Genomic DNA, 16,373 nt, shown 5'->3' with positions numbered 1-16,373 from the left:
CCCATCTCCTTTATTTTTTATTGTATAAAAAAAAGCACCATTTCAAAACATGGTGCTTTTCTAAAAATTACTTTTGTTCAGTAGTAGACGTTGTAACTTGCCATTCAATATTAAATTTATCTTTCACTTGTCCGTATGCTGGGCTCCAGAATGTTTCTTGAAGTGGCATGATAACTTCTCCACCTTCTTGTAACTTATCGAATACTTCTTTTGCTTTTTCTGCATTACTAATTTGAATTGCGATTGTTACTTGAGATCCGATTGCATGCCCTTGACCTGGGAATGTATCAGAAATCATAAGATCCGTATTACCAACTTTTAAAGTAGCGTGTAAAACGCGCTCTTTCGCTTCAGCTGGAATCGGGTATTCTGGATTTTCAGGCATGTCACTAAAAGTTTGCATGACTTCTACTTTTGCATCTAAAGCCTCTTTATAAAACTGTACAGCTTCTTGCCCACTACCATCTAAAACTAAGTACGGATTAATACCTAAAATCATACGGACACCTCTTTTTTAAATTTATAAAATCGAACTTGTGTTCGTTTTTATTTTATCATTGATTTACATTTCATTCAACTATTTACTTCACTGTTTTCAAAATTATTTTGACGGAATCTCCATCTCTTGTTTTCTAAGTTCAATACGGCGAATTTTCCCAGAAATCGTTTTTGGTAGTTCATCTACAAATTCAATTTTGCGAGGGTATTTATATGGTGCAGTGAGTTCTTTGACGTGTTGTTGGAGTGTTGGAATTAGTGTTTCTTCGTTCTTTTCTATATTCTCTCTTAATACGATAAATGCCTTCACGACACTTCCACGAATTTCATCAGGACTTGCGACAACTGCACATTCTCTTACGTAAGGATGTTTTACAAGTGCATCCTCTACTTCAAACGGCCCGATTGTATAACCAGAGCTAATAATGATATCATCGCCGCGCCCTTCAAACCAGAAGTAGCCGTCTTCATCTTTCTTCGCTTTATCACCTGTAATATAATAATCACCGCGAAATTGCATCGCTGTACGCTCATCGTCTTTGTAATATTGTTTAAAGAGGGCCGGCGTTTCAATGTGAACTGCAATATCACCAACTTCGCCTACTTTAACTGGAGTACCTTCCTCATTTACGATATCGACATGGTTACCTGGCGTTGGTTTCCCCATTGATCCTGGTCTAATATCCATCCCTTTCATTACACCAACAAGTAATGTGTTTTCCGTTTGCCCATAGCCGTCTCTCACTGTAATATGAAAGTGCTTTTTGAACGTTTCAATGACTTCTCTATTTAACGGCTCACCTGCCGATACAGCGCTATGTAATGCCTCTAAATTGTACTGGCTTAAATCTTCTACCTTTGCCATTAATCTATACTCAGTCGGTGTACAACAAAGTACATTCACCTTATTATCGTCTAATAAGTTTAGGTACGTTTTCGGTTCAAACTTACCGTGATATACAAACCCTGTTGCCCCTGATCCTAAAGTTGCTAAAAACGGGCTCCAAATCCACTTTTGCCAGCCTGGACTAGCTGTTGCCCATACAATATCATTCTCTTCAATTCCCAGCCAATTTGGAGCGCTCGTACGTAAATGAGCGTATGCCCACGCATGTGTATGAACGACACCTTTTGGATTTCCTGTCGTTCCTGACGTGTAAGATAAAAAGACCATATCTTCTTTATCTGTCTTCGCCATTTCTAACATGTCACTCTCTGTTTCTAACGCTGTTTTTAAATTAATCCATCCATCTACTGACTGCTCGCTCAGGACAAATTTTCGAAGAGATTCCATCGCTTCTATATCATCAAACTGCCTAATATACGGCTCATAGCTTACTATCGCTTTTACTTCTCCATGTCCAATTCGATATTCTATATCTTTTTTACGTAACATTTCCGAGCTTGGAATTACGACAAATCCTGCTTTAATAGCAGCAATATACGTCATGTACGCTTCAATTAAACGCGGCATCATAATGAGAAGCTTGTCCCCTTTTTGCAAACCACTTTTTATAAAAGCGTTTCCAATTTTATTCGCACCTTGCATTAATTCAGCGTATGTAACTTCCCTTCGATTCCCTTTATCATCTTGCCAAATTAAAGCTAACTTCCCTTTATCACCTGTATATTTCTCTATTTCAGAAACTAAATTATAAGACGGTGGCGCCAACAATTCTTCTCGCTTCATAAAATATCCTCCCTTTTCTTTATGCCTCCTTTATATAATAAAGAATTTTCAGTTAATTTTGAACCCTCTTCTTTTGACAAATTTTTCAGTTCTGTCGAATTAGTAAACGAAATTACATCGACTTACCGACAAATAGCGACACAACACAAAAAAGAAAGAGCGGGAGAACCCGCTCTTTCTAAGCCATCATATGGGATTATTTTTGGTAACCGCCTAATTGTTGCTCAGCTAGTGAAACTAGACGTTTAGTGATTTCACCACCAACAGAACCGTTAGCGCGAGCTGTTGCATCAGCTCCAAGTTGAACACCAAACTCTTGAGCGATTTCGTATTTCATTTGGTCTAATGCTGATTCAGCACCAGGAACCGCTAATTTATTTGTGCTACGTGACATGTTATATCACCTCCTTGTGAGTATAGAGTGTGATAAATAACATGACTTCATACACGTTTTAGATATGGTAATTTATGGTTTTAGAAAAGTTCTTCAAATTTTTCTTCTTCCGCCACTACTTCTACCGTTTGTAATACCATTGTTTCTTTGTTCGCTACAGCTTCATCGATTAATGGTGTGAAATCGTATTTCGCTTCAAAACGATTTGCTTTTTCACGTTTCGGCTTCGTCGCTGGGCTTGCTGGTGTGAATACAGTACAGCAATCTTCATATGGACGAATTGAAATATCATACGTGCCGATTTCTTCAGCGATTTTAATAATCTCTAATTTATCCATCGTAATAAGCGGACGAATAACTGGGTAGTTTGTTACTTCGTTAATCGTATGCATACTATCTAACGTTTGGCTTGCTACTTGTCCAAGACTTTCACCAGTCGTAATTGCAAGTGCGTTACGCTCCTCAGCAATACGTTCTGTAATACGCATCATCATACGGCGCATAACCGTCATTGAATAGCTAGATGGGATTTCTTTATTAATCGTTTTTTGCACTTCTGTAAACGGAACAAGGTGAAGCGTTACTCGTTTACAATACTTCGTTAACTCTTGTGCTAAATCGATTACTTTTTGTTTTGCACGCTCACTTGTGAAAGGTGGACTATGGAAGTGAACTGCTTCCACAGATACGCCGCGTTTCATCGTTAAGTAAGCTGCTACTGGGCTATCAATACCACCAGAAAGAAGTACCATTACTTTTCCGCCAACGCCAACTGGTAAACCGCCAGCTCCCATACGCTCATCGCACATGATATAGCTATAGCCACTGCGGATCTCTACGCGTACATTTACATCTGGATTATGAACATCTACTGTAATATCTTCTGTATTTTCTAGAATGTGTCCGCCAATCTCAGGTAATAATTCCATCGTTCTCATTGGGAAATGCTTATAAGAACGGTGTACAGTAATTTTAAATGTTTTCACATCACCTTTTACTTGTAAGAAAGCTGCTAATGCACCTTCTTTAATGTCTTCTAATTCTGATGGTACTTTCATCGCTAAGTTAAACTTATGAATACCAAATACATCCTTCAATCTTTCAGAGACTGCTTCATGATCTTCACCATTTAACTGGATGTACATACGATCATGTGTTGCATCGATTTTAATATTTGGGAATTTTTTCAGTTTGAACTTCACGTTATCTTTTAATGTGCTTACAAACTTAGAACGGTTCTTACCTTTTGTCGTCATTTCTCCGTAACGCACTAAAATATATTCATATTTCAACATAATTTCTTTACCTCATCACTTCATATAATTTTGGCATCGTCTCTTTTACAATACCTTCAAATTGTTTTACTTCTTCCATTGTGTTTTCTGGTGCCAAACTAATACGAATAGCGCTTGCAGCTGCTGCATGCGGCACTCCCATTGACACTAACACTCTGCTCACTTCATTTGCTTTTGAAGAACAAGCAGATTTCGTTGACACATATACACCGTGTTCTTCTAAAGCATGAACGACTACTTCTGGTTTTAAACCAACAAATGATACATTTAAAATGTGCGGTGCTGCATATGCAAGCGACGTGTTAATCGTTACATCTTCCATCTCTTTAAAGAAACGAACAAGCTCTGCTTGTAAACTTTGCAAATGAGCTACCTTTTCTTTCACTTGTTCCATTGTCATGCGAAGTGCTTTCACCATCGCTACAATGCCAGGTAAATTCTCTGTACCAGAGCGATACTTAAGCTCTTGTTGACCACCTGATAAAATCGGATCTAATCTTACGCCATCGCGTACATATAGAAGACCCGTTCCTTTTACACTGTGGAATTTATGTCCAGATATTGAGCAAAGATCAATATGAGACGCATATAAATCAAGCGGTACTTTCCCTATCCCTTGTACATGATCTACATGGAATCTTATTTTCGGATGATTCGATAATAACGTTCCAATTTCAGCAACGGGCTGAATTGCTCCAGTTTCGTTGTTCACATGAATAATTGACACAAGAATCGTATCTTCACGAAGTGCTCGTTTCACATCTTCTACCGACACAACACCATGCTCGTTAACCGGTAAATATGTTACATCAAACCCGAGTTCTTCTAATTGCTTATATGCCTCAAACACAGACGCGTGTTCAATATTTGTTGTAATGATATGTTTGCCACGCGAACGATTCCTCATCGCTATCCCTTTAATCGCAAGGTTATTCCCTTCTGTTCCACCTGATGTGAAAATAATTTCAGAAGGTTTAACACGAAGAAGCTGCGCTGCAATCGTTCTTGATTGTGTTAATAGACGCTCTGCCTCTCCTCCAAGCGAATGAATAGAAGAAGGATTACCAAAATATTTCCCAGCAACCGTCACGTACGATTGAAGAGCTTCTGGATATGGCTTCGTCGTCGCACTATTATCAAAATAGATCATCGTTCTTCCCCTTTCAGCGCTATCACATCGTATAATCATATCATAAATACGTGTCATTACGCTAAGACTACGCAAAGGTTCCGTTTTATCTCGATTGGTGAAGGCTAATAATTGTCGAGGATGCCCTCCTATTACAGTTTCACTTTATCCCGCATGAACAGGCAATAAGACTCTCACCTCAAAATCCAGTTAGAGCAAAGAAGTTAGGTAGGAGTCGGGCTGTCCGTAAATGCCCGATTGGTGAAGGCTAGTAATCAATGGGGATGAATCCTCCTACTGATTACAGTTTCACTTTATTTTGAAACGAATAACCTTGCTGTATTCCGCTATTCATTATAGCAACATCGTCTGCAAAATTACACAAAAAAACAAACCCTTTTATGAAAGGGTTTGTTCATTGTCTACATATTCAGCTATTTTTTGAACAACGCCAGGTTCAAGTTGCTCTAATACTGAAGCCGCTTGTTCTAAAGCTGCATCATATTGATATTCACGGAATAATTTCTCAGCATAATTTAAACTTTCTGCTAGGTTTTCATCATGACTACGGTAACGGTTACCGTACTGAATTAATTTTTCCACTAAATATGCTTGTCCAATTAACTCTTCTGTCATTTCAGCCACACCGTTCACAGTTGTGTATGCTTCTTCTAAACTGCTATTTACAGCGTTCATATTTAACGGCTTCACTTCTAATTGTTCATATACAGCTTGCATTGCCATTTGCCCTCTTTTTAAATCTTCCATAATACTCTCTGGAAGACCTGGCAAATTCGACTTTTGCATAAAGCGTTTCGTTTCGAAAATAGTATTTCGCATTTCTTGTAACTTCTCACGTGCTTCAAATTCTTCTTTGCGCATCGCTTGCAGCATTTCTTTATATTCTGCATGAAGTACTTTTAACGTTTCACATTGCTCATAAACCTCTTCTAGTTCCTCACGAATAATAGAGAAGGCAATATCTTGTTCTGCAACGCGTAATTGTAGCATTTCAAAACGTTTCGTTAAAATGTGCATTTGCTTTTCAATTACTTTTTGAGACTCAATGTCTTTATCTTGTAACTGATAGCTTTGTTTCACAAGTTGTGTTTCTGTTTTCGTTTCAATCGTTTTGATACGCATTTCTTCTAAGTCATCGTAAACAGAAAGTGTTTTTTGCTCCACATAATGTCTCGCATGTACTTCTTGTTCCAATTGATCGTAGAAGCCATCTAAACGTGTTTTTAAATTTTCTACTTTTTCAGCCGCTTCTGTTATATGAAGCTCCTGTATATCCATTAAACATGTTTGTAGTTGTTTCGTCATATCGCGAACTTCTTTAGGGACTTCCAAATAATCTAATACATAACCTTGTCTTACCATATCATTATGTCCGTGTAATAAATCTTCCAGCTGAACTGGTAACGTCGCTTGACACTCTACCAATAAATCTGGAATTTGGTGAATAATGATTTCTAAATCTGCTAAACCTTCTTCCAAACTAATAACAATTTCTCTCGCTTTTAAATAGTCGCCATTGTTTGTTGCTTCTTCAAAGGTTTTAAATTTCTCAGATTCAGCGTCTAGCATCTCTTCGATTTTCTGCTCTGCTGCTCCATACATATGTCTATGAGCAAGAACACTCTTTTTCATACTACGATATGTATCACGTAACCCTTCAATTTCCGAGCTATTTTTCTCATGGCTTTCTAACAATTGCTGTAATTCATTTAAAATGTCAGTAATACGATTATCAGCGTCATCTAAACCACTTATGGATTCGTTCATCGCATGCTTTGCTTTTCGGAAGGAGAATTGCGAGGCGAATTTTCGCGCTTGCGCTAAATCTTTGTCAGCTTTCGGAAGGGTTGTTGATACAATTTCATCCCATTCTTCACGCCATTTACCAAACAGTTCTTCTGTTTGACCCGTCATGTTTAAATCTTTTACCCGTTTTAGTTCATCTGCCACAGGTTTATCTTTTATCTCTTGTTTCCACTGCTCCAGTGCTTCAATATCTTTATATGAACGATTTCTTATCACAAGCTCTATCATGAGCAGCACTAGAATAGAGCTTACTACAATGATAACGATCGTCAGGATAGAATCCATGCAAAAAAGCCTCCTAGTTATATCTCTTTTTTTGTCCGTTCCGTTTATGAAATGGAAGGCATTATGTATAAAAAGGGAATTCCCCTATATTTAACAACTAACAATGTACTAATCATACCATGTAATGGTTTGTTTTTGACCTAGTTTTTTTTAAAATTTCATGTTTCTTTCAATGTGATTGTAATCTTTCTCAATATTCCGCCTACCTCACTACCTATCCTCAAATGATTGTAATAACAAACAATCTTTCGTATGGGATACGAAATAAATTTTCCGCATGAGTGGTGGTTCAACAGAAATTACATGTACATTTCCTTGCCTTACAGATTGCTCCACTGCCCTTTCTGGAAGTAACGTGATACCAAGGCCAGCTTTTACCATTGCAAGCATCGGTTCTGCGTAAGATGTTTCCACAGCTATAGTTGGTTTTACACCTATTTCATGAAACATGTTCATAATCATTTTCCTTACATCACATATTTCTGGATATACAATTAATTTTTCATTGTGTAGCTCTTCTATTTGAATGACTATCTTCTCTTTGTACGGATGATTATTTGAAACGGCACAAACAATTTTCTCTTGTTGCACTTCTTTTATATACGTAGCACCTTCTACTACTGAATCGATGAACATCGCGTCAATCTCCCGCGCTTTAAATAAATCTCTTAATACTTCCGTATGCCCGATTTGCCATTCCACTTCGAACTCACCACCTAATATATCTTTACATTCTGATATGTAACGCTCCGCTAAACTCGGTAGTATACCAATTGAAAACTTCCGGTTCTCTTGATACCCCCTCATTTCTGTTTTCACTTCATTTATTTGCTCCAAAATCGGTAACATTCTTTTTATAAATAACTCTCCTGCCTCCGTTAACTCTACTCCTTGCGCAGAACGCTTAAGTAACGTAACCTCTAAATCCGCTTCTAACTTTTGAATTTGTTTACTAAGCGCTGGTTGCGATATATGTAAAATCTTACTTGCCTTTGATAAACTTCGCGTATGCTTCACTTCAATAAACGATCGTACTGCCTCCAAATCCATCGTACACACCTCTAACAAAAAGTTATAACCGTTATAAGAAATCGATATTTCCTCCTATAAACAATTACTCTTTATACTTATTTCATCAACTTACTATAACGAAATGTAAAGGGGAAAGATACTCTTGAACAAAAAACAAATGCTACTCGGATCCTTTCTATGCTTACTCGCTGTCACTGCCTGGGGATTTATGTTTCCTGTAATGGCAAATGCTCTGCAATTTATCGATCCATTCTTCTTCACAACGATTCGCTATGGATCAGCAGCTATTATTTTTCTTATTTTGCTATTAATTACTGAAGGAAAGACTTCACTCCGCTTAGAAAAAAGAACACTTTCTCTATTCTTTTACGGGACAGTCGGTTTCGCGGGGTATGGTTTTCTCGTTTTCTACGGACAACAACTTGCCGGACCTTCCGGAGCAATCCATGCAGCTATGATTCAATCCCTTATGCCACTGATTGCCTTATCACTGCAATGGATAACGAAAAATCGCCGCCCACAAAACTATACATTCCTTTGTATGTTTGTTGCATTACTTGGTGTTATGCTTGTCATTTCAAAAGGAAATATTCACTTATTATTTGGAGCTGCAAGCCACTTATCAACAAACATATTGATGCTATGCGGCGTTACTTGCTGGGTCATTTATACAAACGGGGGTGCTCGTTTTCAATCTTGGTCACCACTTAGGTACACGACATTAACTTGTTTATTTGGCTCCATTTCACTCATCGTTATTGTTACTTTCTTAACGTACACAAATATAGTTACTATGCCGTCACTGCGTACAGTTGTGAGCGTTCGTTTTGAGCTCTTTTATATGTCGATTATCGCAGGCGTTATCGCTGTATTTTGCTGGAATATGGGAAATCGCTATATTTCATCTATTAACGGCATATTATTTATGAATTTAGTTCCTATCCTTGCACTGATCGGTTCTATCTTTCGAGGTTATACAGTCGATAAAATTGAAATCGCTGGAGCTGCATTAACAATTATAGCGCTATTATGTAACAATTTATGGCAAAGAAAAGTAAACATAAAAACCCCCACCTCAGTTCGTTAGGTGGGGATTCTTCACATATGAACAGCTCTTGGCCATTCATGGTACATATTCGCCTTACATAATGCTTGTTCCATCCATTGCTCAATCTCTTTCGTGTACATTTCTATGAAAAATGTCTCAGACGGGAAAGAATGCAGTACTTCTGATATATATTGTGGATATAAAAACGGCATATTTATCATACCTTTTAATTGCGTCATAAACATTGTAAATGATACTTTCTGAAATTCTTTTTTCATTTGTCCTTGTCTAATCATTTGTTCTATATAATATCTTTCTTTAGAAAAATAAACGGTCATCACTTCACGAATTAATGTCGTATCAAGCGAAAGCTCTCGGTAGAAGAAACGTGTTAGTTCTCTATTTTCAAATTGATATCGTAAAATCCCGCGCATCATTTGCACCATCACATCTTTAGCCGACAAATACTCTCTCTGTTCAAACGACATTTCAATCACATGAATATATCCTTCTAAAAAATCAGTAATAAGCTGTTCTAATAAACCTTGCTTCCCAGCAAAATAATATGAAATATTCGCTACATTCACATCCGCTCGCTTTGCAATGTCTCGCACCGATGTTCCATCATACCCTTTCGTATTAAACAACGATATTGCCGCATCAATTACTTTTTGTTTCGTCTGCTTCATGCGCTCACTTCCCCTCACTGAACAGCTATAGTTTAAATTTCTTGACTTTTAAGACAAATTCCTTTAATTTTCTATCGACAAAGTCATGTGAAATACATCGTATTTTGCTAATATTTTACACATCTCGATAAAAAAGGAGCTGTTTCCATGTTTACTAAAGAAAGTTATGCAGGATCTCGCGTGCAGCAATATGAGACAGTAATTAAACAACTGGATGCGTTATTAACTGGCGAATCAAACGTAGTCGCAAACTTATCAAATGCGTCCGCATTATTAAACCAATTTTTAGATCGCGTTAATTGGGTTGGCTTTTACGTAACAGAAGGAAATCAGCTTGTCCTTGGACCGTTCCAAGGAATGCCTGCTTGCGTACGCATTCCATTTGGACGAGGCGTTTGCGGCGTAGCAGCTGAAACGAAAACAACACAGCTTGTAGCAGACGTTCACCAATTCCCAGGTCACATCGCTTGCGATAGTGCTTCTAATTCAGAAATCGTTGTACCGATTGTGAAAGAAGGAGCTGTCATTGGTGTACTTGACATTGATAGTCCTGAAAAGAATCGTTTTGATGAAGTAGATCAGCGCTATTTAGAAAAGTTTGTGGAAACACTCCTAAAACATATGTAAAAAGAAAAGAGCGAGTTATCGATTTAGTACGCCCTGTACAAAACCGATAGCTCACTCTTTTTTCATTGATTTACAGTAGATATTTTCTTTAATGCCTGCTCTAAATCAGAAACGATATCCTCCCACGATTCTAAACCGACTGATAAGCGTATTAAATTATCGAAAATGCCCATTTCTTTTCTTAGTTCAGCTGGAATCGCAGCGTGCGTCATCGTTGCTGGATGCTGAATTAACGTTTCTGTATCTCCTAAACTCACCGCAATTGTAATAAAGTGAAGATCATTAATAAACGCTTGCGTCTCTTCTTTTCCGCCTTTTACTGAAAAAGAAATAACACCGCCCCCGCGTTTCATTTGACGAGATGCTAACTCCCCTTCTGGATACCAAACACCTTCTACCGCATCATGTTTTCTTAGGAACGATACAATTTTTTCTGCATTATCACAATGACGATCCATTCTTACTGCTAACGTCTTTAACCCGCGTAATAATAACCACGCATCAAACGGTGCCATAATACCGCCAATATCCTTTCGCATCAGGCGAATCTTTTCAGCTAATGCTTTCGTTTTACAAATTGTTACGCCCGCTACAACGTCACCGTGACCACCAATATATTTTGTCGCACTATGCACAACAGCGTCACAGCCAAGCTCAAGCGGTTTTTGTAAATAAGGTGAACAAAATGTATTATCAACAATAACAAGTAAGCCATTTCGCTTTGCAACCCGAATCACTTGTTTTAAATCAATTAATTTCATTGTCGGATTAATTGGTGTTTCAACGAAAATAAGCTTTGTATTTGGGCGAATTTTATTTTCAATATCAACCTCTGTTTCCATATCACAAAACGAATGCGTAATCATAAATTTTTCTTCTAACACTTCTAAAAAACCGTACGTGCATCCGTATAATCCATTTGAACAAATAATATGATCTCCAGCCTTTAAAAAACCGATTAAAGTCGCTGAAATAGCTGCCATACCAGATCCGAAGGCAAGTGCCTCTTCTCCTTCTTCTAACACCGCCATACGTTCTTCAAATAATTTCACAGTTGGATTTCCAAGCCGTGAGTAAATATAAGATGGATCCACTCCCGCAAAACTCGCCTCTCCTTGCTGCGCAGTCTCAAATGTAAATGTAGAAGTTTGAAATAAAGGTGGTGTTAAACTTCCTTTATGTTCCTCAGGTGTATAACCGTGATGAATTAACGCTGTCTCCATATGCTTCTTTTTCATAAAAACATCCCCCTTATGTTTTTATTGCCGCATATTCATCCATAAAAATTTGATGAACGTTTTACTTCATTTTATGTAAGCGTTTTATTTGTGTTTCTATCTCTTCTTCTATATTGTTTTAAATTCCTTCTTATATTAATTTCCAAAATTTATATGCATAAAACAAAAACGTACTCGCTTGACGAAACTCTGGGTAAAAGATATAATAGCGTTTGTGTAAAATAAAAAGGCAGCCTTGTAATGTGAGTTTATCGTTTGTATTTTGTTCCTCTACGGAGGTGTATCTCGTAACTCCCTGCTGCTGGAGCGAAGGTACATGAAAACAAAATGCCCGTAAATATCGATTACGTCTGTTTTTATTTTACGTAAATAAAAACATTTTTAAAGGAGGAGTCAACTATGGCTCGTTATACAGGTCCAGCTTGGAAACTGTCTCGTCGTCTTGGAATCTCTCTAAGCGGCACAGGAAAAGAATTAGAAAAACGCCCTTACGCACCAGGTCCTCACGGTCCTAACCAACGTAAGAAACTTTCAGAATACGGTTTACAATTACAAGAGAAACAAAAACTTCGTCACATGTACGGCATGACTGAGCGTCAATTCCGTCGCACATTTGACCAAGCAGGTAAAATGCCTGGTAAGCACGGCGAAAACTTCATGATCCTTCTTGAAGCTCGTCTTGACAACTTAGTTTACCGTATGGGCTTAGCTCGCACTCGTCGTGCAGCTCGCCAATTAGTAAACCACGGTCACATCATGGTTGATGGCGCTCGCGTAGATATCCCATCTTACCGTGTAAAACCTGGTCAAACTATCAGCGTTCGCGAAAAATCTAACAGCCTTGTTGTTGTTAAAGAAGCGATCGAAGTTAACAACTTCGTACCAGAATACTTAACTTTCGATGCTGACAAATTAGAAGCTACTTACACTCGTCACGCTGAGCGTGCTGAGTTACCAGCTGAAATCAACGAAGCATTAATCGTAGAGTTCTACTCTCGTTAATGACAAAAAGCCAATCCTGTGGATTGGCTTTTTTCGTTTATATATAAAATAAAATTATTTATTTTCCTCTTTCTGAACATATACATAAGCATCTTTCTGCTCTTTATGTACATCCACCTTCGAATTCTCTGCAAGCTGACCCGCATTTAGCAAAGAAAAAATAATGAGCGCTTCTAGTGACATTTTGTTTTACCACTCCTTTCTAGTTGTTATACATTTATCATACCGCTTACATGTGATTTCCGTATGAACTCGAAAAGGAGATTACAACAAAATGGTTACAAGCATATGAATGCACGCTATATTAACCATAAAATGGGAGGTGGATTCTTTTTGACAATAAATCAAATGGTTCAACTCGGAAGTTCATTTATGCTATTTATTACTTCCGCACTTATTAATTGGTATCAGGGAAGTAATTTAATAGATGATCCTGATGAATGGAAATATAGCGCTAAATTTACGAATTACTTTAAAGGTACCGTTTCAAATTACGAAGATATTTATCAAATCGACTTCTTTATATATGCAGCAAAATTTTATCCAACAGCATTTATCGTTATGCTAGTGAGTTTACTTTATATGCTCATATTAATTCTTTATATTCTATTCAAAAGAAAAGATGTGGCGTTTTAAATCCATACATAAAAACCCCGAATCATAAACTTTTCAGCCTACAATTCGGGGTACTATTTGTTTATATTCGTTTCGGATTAGTAACGAATTAAGAAATATTTCTTTTTACCGCGGCGAATGATTGTGAATTTACCTTCGATGCGGTCTTTTTCTGTTACAACGTAGTCTAATGCTTGTGTACGCTCACCGTTTACATAGATTGCGCCGTTCGTTACATCTTCACGTGCTTGACGTTTTGATGGAGAGATTTTGCTTTCTACAAGTAAGTCGATTAATACTGTATCTTCTGCAGTACGTTCTACAGATGGTACGTCTTTGAATCCTTGCTCGATTTCGCTTGCAGTTAGTTCTGCTACAGAACCGCTGAATAATGCAGCTGAAATTTTAATCGCTTGCTCTAATGCTTCTTCACCGTGAACAAGTTTTGTCATTTCAGAACCTAACGCTTTTTGTGCTGCACGTTTTTCTGGCGCTTCAGCTACTTGCTTTTCAAGCTCAAGAATTTCTTCATGAGATAAGAATGTGAAGTATTTTAAGTATTTAACAACGTCGCGGTCATCTGTGTTAATCCAGAATTGGTAGAACTCGTAAGGAGTTGTTTTCTCTGGGTCTAACCAAATTGCGCCGCCTTCTGTTTTACCAAACTTCGTACCGTCAGATTTAGTAACTAGTGGAATTGTTAAACCGAATGCTTTCGCATCTTCTTCTGATTTACGGATTAATTCAAGACCAGCTGTAATGTTACCCCATTGGTCACTACCACCGATTTGCAGACGGCAATTATGTTGTTGGTATAAGTTTAAAAAGTCGTATGATTGTAAAATCATGTAACTGAACTCAGTGAATGAAATACCAGTTTCTAAACGAGATGCTACCGTATCTTTTGCTAACATATAGTTTAAACCGAAGTTTTTACCAATATCGCGTAAGAATGAAATGACATCTAAGCTACCAAGCCAGTCATAGTTGTTAGCCATCGTTGCTGGGTTGTCCACGTTTTCAAACTCTAAGAAGTTTGAAAGTTGGTTTTTAATGCTTTCTGTGTAGTAAGCAACTGTATCTTTCGTATTTAATGTACGCTCTGCTTTTTTACCACTTGGATCACCGATCATACCAGTACCACCGCCAACAAGTGCGATTGGTTGGTGACCAGCTAATTGGAAACGACGTAACATTAATACTGGTAACATATGGCCAATGTGTAAGCTATCTGCTGTCGGGTCGAAACCACAGTATAATTTAACGCTTTCTTTTTCTAATAATTGCTCAAGGCCCTCAGCATCTGTTTGCTGATTAATTAGACCGCGAAATTCAAGATCTTGTAAAATACCCATATCCTACATACTCTCCTTTAAGTTCATTACTGGCGTGAAGGTTGAAAACATAAAAAAATCGCCCCTTCAAATAAGGGACGATTTTGATTATCGCGTTACCACCCTAGTTGCAAGCAAAAAAAAGCCTACCACCTTATTTACATAACGGCTTAGCACCGTCTTTTCCCTTTTGAATACAATTCAATCGAAAAAAGATGCTCTAGGGGCGTAATTCGCGATCATCTATGTGCTGATTTTCACCGGCCATCAGCTCTCTAAAACAGGGAAATGATCACTACTTCTCCCTTTCCACGCTCAATTATTCATATACTTTTCTTTATACCATCATTTATATAGGCGTGTCAAATAGAGGTCGGGTTTCCCTCCTTGCCAATCCTTTACAACGCCATAAAGAGTATCGTAATAAGAGAAAGAATTGGAACCCCAACTAATAACGATACATGAAACACAACCGATAAATCATTCCCAATGGTCGCCTCCACAGGATCTTTCGCCGGGGAACCAAGAAACCCGATTAATCGATCGAATCGACTTACCGTTTTTGGAAAGTCTGGTATTTCTACATGATCACTATCTAAATGTTGTTTTAACTTATATTCACTCTTAAAGGGATTTTCGCTCAATTTCGTCCACCTCCAGCAATTGTTTCAATTTCTTTATCCCGTTATGAAGTCTCGATTTCACGGTTCCAATCGGAATGTTTAATATCTCTGCAATTTCTTTTTGCTGCATGTCATGATAATAAGAAAGGATTAGGACCGCTCTTTGCTCTTCTGGAACTTTCAAAATTGCTTCTCTTACTGTGAGCCGATCTTCGTGAGAAAATTCTTTTTCCGGAATCGGCACTAAAAATGGCAAAAGCGTACGCCACTTTTTTCTCCTATTTAATTTATTAATCATAAGACGATAACCAATTTGAAATAAATACGTTTTTATTTTACCTTTTTCAAGTTCATACATATGTTTCTTACGCTCTAGCGTCAAAAACGTATCTTGCACAAGATCGATACTTAATTGTTCATCTCGGTTAAATCGATATAAAAATGTGTATAGCGCTGGTTTGATTAAAACGTATAGTTTTTCCCCAGCCTGCTTATCCCCACTTTGATACGCAAGCATGAGCTCCTCCTCAATCCCAATCTGCGCCATGATTTTTGATCTCCTTTATTCCTTTTAACGTTAATGAAATACGGGAAATTAAATATGCAATCGCAATAAAAATCCACAATTGTGATTGATTTGTAAAAAATTGCACATATGGGTTTTGAATCGTAAATCCCATTGCAACTAAAGTATTTAACGCTTGCACACATATGCATGCATACAACGCAAGGCAGACAGAAATAGTGTCAAATACATTCCAGCGAAAATACACTTTTGTTTTTGTAAAATCAATTTTATATCCATTTTTCCGTACTATATGTTTTCTATCAAATGGAATAATGATTGAAAACAGAACACCCATTATAACTCCAGCTGTAAGCATTGATACTCTATATCCAATTGGTATCGGTAAGAAAAGACCACAAGAAAATACAACTATAATTCCAATTAAAGCAAAAGCAAGAAGTAATTTATTAGACATAAAAAAGCCTCCCTCATCTATTCTTTCATAAATGTATACAGACGAGGAAGGCACTTCGTTCAAA

Annotated in this window: 18 protein-coding genes and 1 other annotated feature; of the genes, 4 read left to right on the top strand and 14 right to left on the bottom strand. The window is 37.5% G+C overall.

Features of this window, described 5'->3' with window-relative positions; translation table 11 throughout:
- Positions 1 to 67: 67 nt before the first annotated feature.
- The 7 genes from MR107_RS03810 to MR107_RS03780 all read right to left on the bottom strand — a co-directional run bounded on the left by MR107_RS03810 (position 68) and on the right by MR107_RS03780 (position 8,168).
- Positions 68 to 499, bottom strand: a complete 432-nt coding sequence (locus MR107_RS03810) for a VOC family protein (protein WP_242245130.1) — start codon at positions 497 to 499, stop codon at positions 68 to 70.
- Between the two features lie 102 nt (positions 500 to 601).
- Positions 602 to 2,188, bottom strand: a complete 1,587-nt coding sequence (gene mbcS / locus MR107_RS03805) for an acyl-CoA synthetase MbcS (protein ID WP_000817767.1) — start codon at positions 2,186 to 2,188, stop codon at positions 602 to 604.
- A gap of 196 nt (positions 2,189 to 2,384) precedes the next feature.
- Positions 2,385 to 2,582, bottom strand: a complete 198-nt coding sequence (locus tag MR107_RS03800; protein ID WP_000091640.1) for an alpha/beta-type small acid-soluble spore protein — start codon at positions 2,580 to 2,582, stop codon at positions 2,385 to 2,387.
- A gap of 80 nt (positions 2,583 to 2,662) precedes the next feature.
- A complete protein-coding gene (thiI, locus tag MR107_RS03795; protein ID WP_000922337.1) occupies positions 2,663 to 3,877 on the bottom strand; it encodes a tRNA uracil 4-sulfurtransferase ThiI in 1,215 nt (404 codons plus the stop codon).
- Positions 3,878 to 3,884: 7 nt separating this feature from the next.
- Positions 3,885 to 5,027: a cysteine desulfurase family protein gene (locus tag MR107_RS03790; RefSeq protein WP_000638992.1), complete on the bottom strand. Its 1,143-nt coding sequence runs from the start codon at positions 5,025 to 5,027 to the stop codon at positions 3,885 to 3,887.
- Between the two features lie 378 nt (positions 5,028 to 5,405).
- Positions 5,406 to 7,118: a septation ring formation regulator EzrA gene (gene ezrA, locus MR107_RS03785; RefSeq protein WP_242292064.1), complete on the bottom strand. Its 1,713-nt coding sequence runs from the start codon at positions 7,116 to 7,118 to the stop codon at positions 5,406 to 5,408.
- Between the two features lie 210 nt (positions 7,119 to 7,328).
- Positions 7,329 to 8,168: a LysR family transcriptional regulator gene (locus MR107_RS03780; protein ID WP_242292063.1), complete on the bottom strand. Its 840-nt coding sequence runs from the start codon at positions 8,166 to 8,168 to the stop codon at positions 7,329 to 7,331.
- A 124-nt stretch (positions 8,169 to 8,292) separates the two neighbouring features.
- On the opposite strand from MR107_RS03780, the gene MR107_RS03775 reads away from it, so the two are divergent.
- Complete coding sequence (locus MR107_RS03775; protein ID WP_242245129.1) at positions 8,293 to 9,237, top strand: DMT family transporter; 945 nt, start codon at positions 8,293 to 8,295, stop codon at positions 9,235 to 9,237.
- 11 nt (positions 9,238 to 9,248) lie between these two features.
- On the opposite strand, the gene refZ is transcribed toward MR107_RS03775, so the two are convergent.
- A complete protein-coding gene (refZ, locus tag MR107_RS03770) occupies positions 9,249 to 9,887 on the bottom strand; it encodes a forespore capture DNA-binding protein RefZ (protein WP_242245128.1) in 639 nt (212 codons plus the stop codon).
- Between the two features lie 147 nt (positions 9,888 to 10,034).
- Between refZ and MR107_RS03765 the strand changes: the two genes are divergently transcribed.
- Positions 10,035 to 10,514, top strand: coding sequence for a GAF domain-containing protein (locus tag MR107_RS03765; protein ID WP_000494340.1), 480 nt, complete (start codon positions 10,035 to 10,037; stop codon positions 10,512 to 10,514).
- A 62-nt stretch (positions 10,515 to 10,576) separates the two neighbouring features.
- On the opposite strand, the gene megL is transcribed toward MR107_RS03765, so the two are convergent.
- Positions 10,577 to 11,752, bottom strand: a complete 1,176-nt coding sequence (gene megL / locus MR107_RS03760) for a methionine gamma-lyase (RefSeq protein WP_025689072.1) — start codon at positions 11,750 to 11,752, stop codon at positions 10,577 to 10,579.
- A 399-nt stretch (positions 11,753 to 12,151) separates the two neighbouring features.
- Here megL and rpsD point away from each other — a divergent pair, with 399 nt between their 5' ends.
- Positions 12,152 to 12,754 carry a 30S ribosomal protein S4 gene (gene rpsD / locus MR107_RS03755; RefSeq protein ID WP_000135315.1) on the top strand — a complete coding sequence of 201 codons (603 nt, stop codon included), beginning with the start codon at positions 12,152 to 12,154 and terminating at the stop codon, positions 12,752 to 12,754.
- 54 nt (positions 12,755 to 12,808) lie between these two features.
- Here the strand turns inward: rpsD and MR107_RS03750 are convergent, their stop codons facing one another.
- A complete protein-coding gene (locus MR107_RS03750; RefSeq protein WP_000050944.1) occupies positions 12,809 to 12,937 on the bottom strand; it encodes a hypothetical protein in 129 nt (42 codons plus the stop codon).
- Between the two features lie 105 nt (positions 12,938 to 13,042).
- On the opposite strand from MR107_RS03750, the gene MR107_RS03745 reads away from it, so the two are divergent.
- Positions 13,043 to 13,390, top strand: a complete 348-nt coding sequence (locus MR107_RS03745) for a YjdJ family protein (protein WP_242245154.1) — start codon at positions 13,043 to 13,045, stop codon at positions 13,388 to 13,390.
- Between the two features lie 77 nt (positions 13,391 to 13,467).
- Here the strand turns inward: MR107_RS03745 and tyrS are convergent, their stop codons facing one another.
- The 4 genes from tyrS to MR107_RS03725 form a co-directional block, all read right to left on the bottom strand.
- Entirely contained in the window at positions 13,468 to 14,724 is a 1,257-nt protein-coding gene (tyrS, locus tag MR107_RS03740; RefSeq protein ID WP_242245127.1) for a tyrosine--tRNA ligase, read from the bottom strand.
- Positions 14,725 to 14,794: 70 nt separating this feature from the next.
- Positions 14,795 to 15,024: a binding site (T-box leader), on the bottom strand.
- 77 nt (positions 15,025 to 15,101) lie between these two features.
- Complete coding sequence (locus MR107_RS03735; RefSeq protein WP_001293782.1) at positions 15,102 to 15,347, bottom strand: hypothetical protein; 246 nt, start codon at positions 15,345 to 15,347, stop codon at positions 15,102 to 15,104.
- Positions 15,328 to 15,873: an RNA polymerase sigma factor gene (locus MR107_RS03730; protein WP_000057185.1), complete on the bottom strand. Its 546-nt coding sequence runs from the start codon at positions 15,871 to 15,873 to the stop codon at positions 15,328 to 15,330. Before MR107_RS03730 ends, MR107_RS03735 begins: the two co-directional genes overlap by 20 nt.
- Positions 15,854 to 16,309 carry a hypothetical protein gene (locus tag MR107_RS03725; RefSeq protein ID WP_000066429.1) on the bottom strand — a complete coding sequence of 152 codons (456 nt, stop codon included), beginning with the start codon at positions 16,307 to 16,309 and terminating at the stop codon, positions 15,854 to 15,856. The genes MR107_RS03730 and MR107_RS03725 overlap by 20 nt, the downstream gene beginning before the upstream one ends.
- Between the last annotated feature and the right edge of the window lie 64 nt (positions 16,310 to 16,373).

Source organism: Bacillus cereus group sp. BfR-BA-01441 (assembly GCF_022663075.1).
GTDB lineage: Bacteria > Bacillota > Bacilli > Bacillales > Bacillaceae_G > Bacillus_A > Bacillus_A cereus.
The sequence above is the reverse complement of the archived record's forward strand: the minus strand, read 5'-3'. Positions and strand labels throughout refer to the sequence as shown.

Bases quoted from the DNA above. Each gene is read 5' to 3' on its own strand.
- MR107_RS03810 (WP_242245130.1), bottom strand. From the start codon at position 499: ATGATTTTAGGTATTAATCCGTACTTAGTTTTAGATGGTAGTGGGCAA.
- mbcS (WP_000817767.1), bottom strand. From the start codon at position 2,188: ATGAAGCGAGAAGAATTGTTGGCGCCACCGTCTTATAATTTAGTTTCT.
- MR107_RS03800 (WP_000091640.1), bottom strand. From the start codon at position 2,582: ATGTCACGTAGCACAAATAAATTAGCGGTTCCTGGTGCTGAATCAGCA.
- thiI (WP_000922337.1), bottom strand. From the start codon at position 3,877: ATGTTGAAATATGAATATATTTTAGTGCGTTACGGAGAAATGACGACA.
- MR107_RS03790 (WP_000638992.1), bottom strand. From the start codon at position 5,027: ATGATCTATTTTGATAATAGTGCGACGACGAAGCCATATCCAGAAGCT.
- ezrA (WP_242292064.1), bottom strand. From the start codon at position 7,118: ATGGATTCTATCCTGACGATCGTTATCATTGTAGTAAGCTCTATTCTA.
- MR107_RS03780 (WP_242292063.1), bottom strand. From the start codon at position 8,168: ATGGATTTGGAGGCAGTACGATCGTTTATTGAAGTGAAGCATACGCGA.
- refZ (WP_242245128.1), bottom strand. From the start codon at position 9,887: ATGAAGCAGACGAAACAAAAAGTAATTGATGCGGCAATATCGTTGTTT.
- MR107_RS03765 (WP_000494340.1), top strand. From the start codon at position 10,035: ATGTTTACTAAAGAAAGTTATGCAGGATCTCGCGTGCAGCAATATGAG.
- megL (WP_025689072.1), bottom strand. From the start codon at position 11,752: ATGAAAAAGAAGCATATGGAGACAGCGTTAATTCATCACGGTTATACA.
- rpsD (WP_000135315.1), top strand. From the start codon at position 12,152: ATGGCTCGTTATACAGGTCCAGCTTGGAAACTGTCTCGTCGTCTTGGA.
- MR107_RS03750 (WP_000050944.1), bottom strand. From the start codon at position 12,937: ATGTCACTAGAAGCGCTCATTATTTTTTCTTTGCTAAATGCGGGTCAG.
- MR107_RS03745 (WP_242245154.1), top strand. From the start codon at position 13,043: ATGAATGCACGCTATATTAACCATAAAATGGGAGGTGGATTCTTTTTG.
- tyrS (WP_242245127.1), bottom strand. From the start codon at position 14,724: ATGGGTATTTTACAAGATCTTGAATTTCGCGGTCTAATTAATCAGCAA.
- MR107_RS03730 (WP_000057185.1), bottom strand. From the start codon at position 15,873: ATGGCGCAGATTGGGATTGAGGAGGAGCTCATGCTTGCGTATCAAAGT.
- MR107_RS03725 (WP_000066429.1), bottom strand. From the start codon at position 16,309: ATGTCTAATAAATTACTTCTTGCTTTTGCTTTAATTGGAATTATAGTT.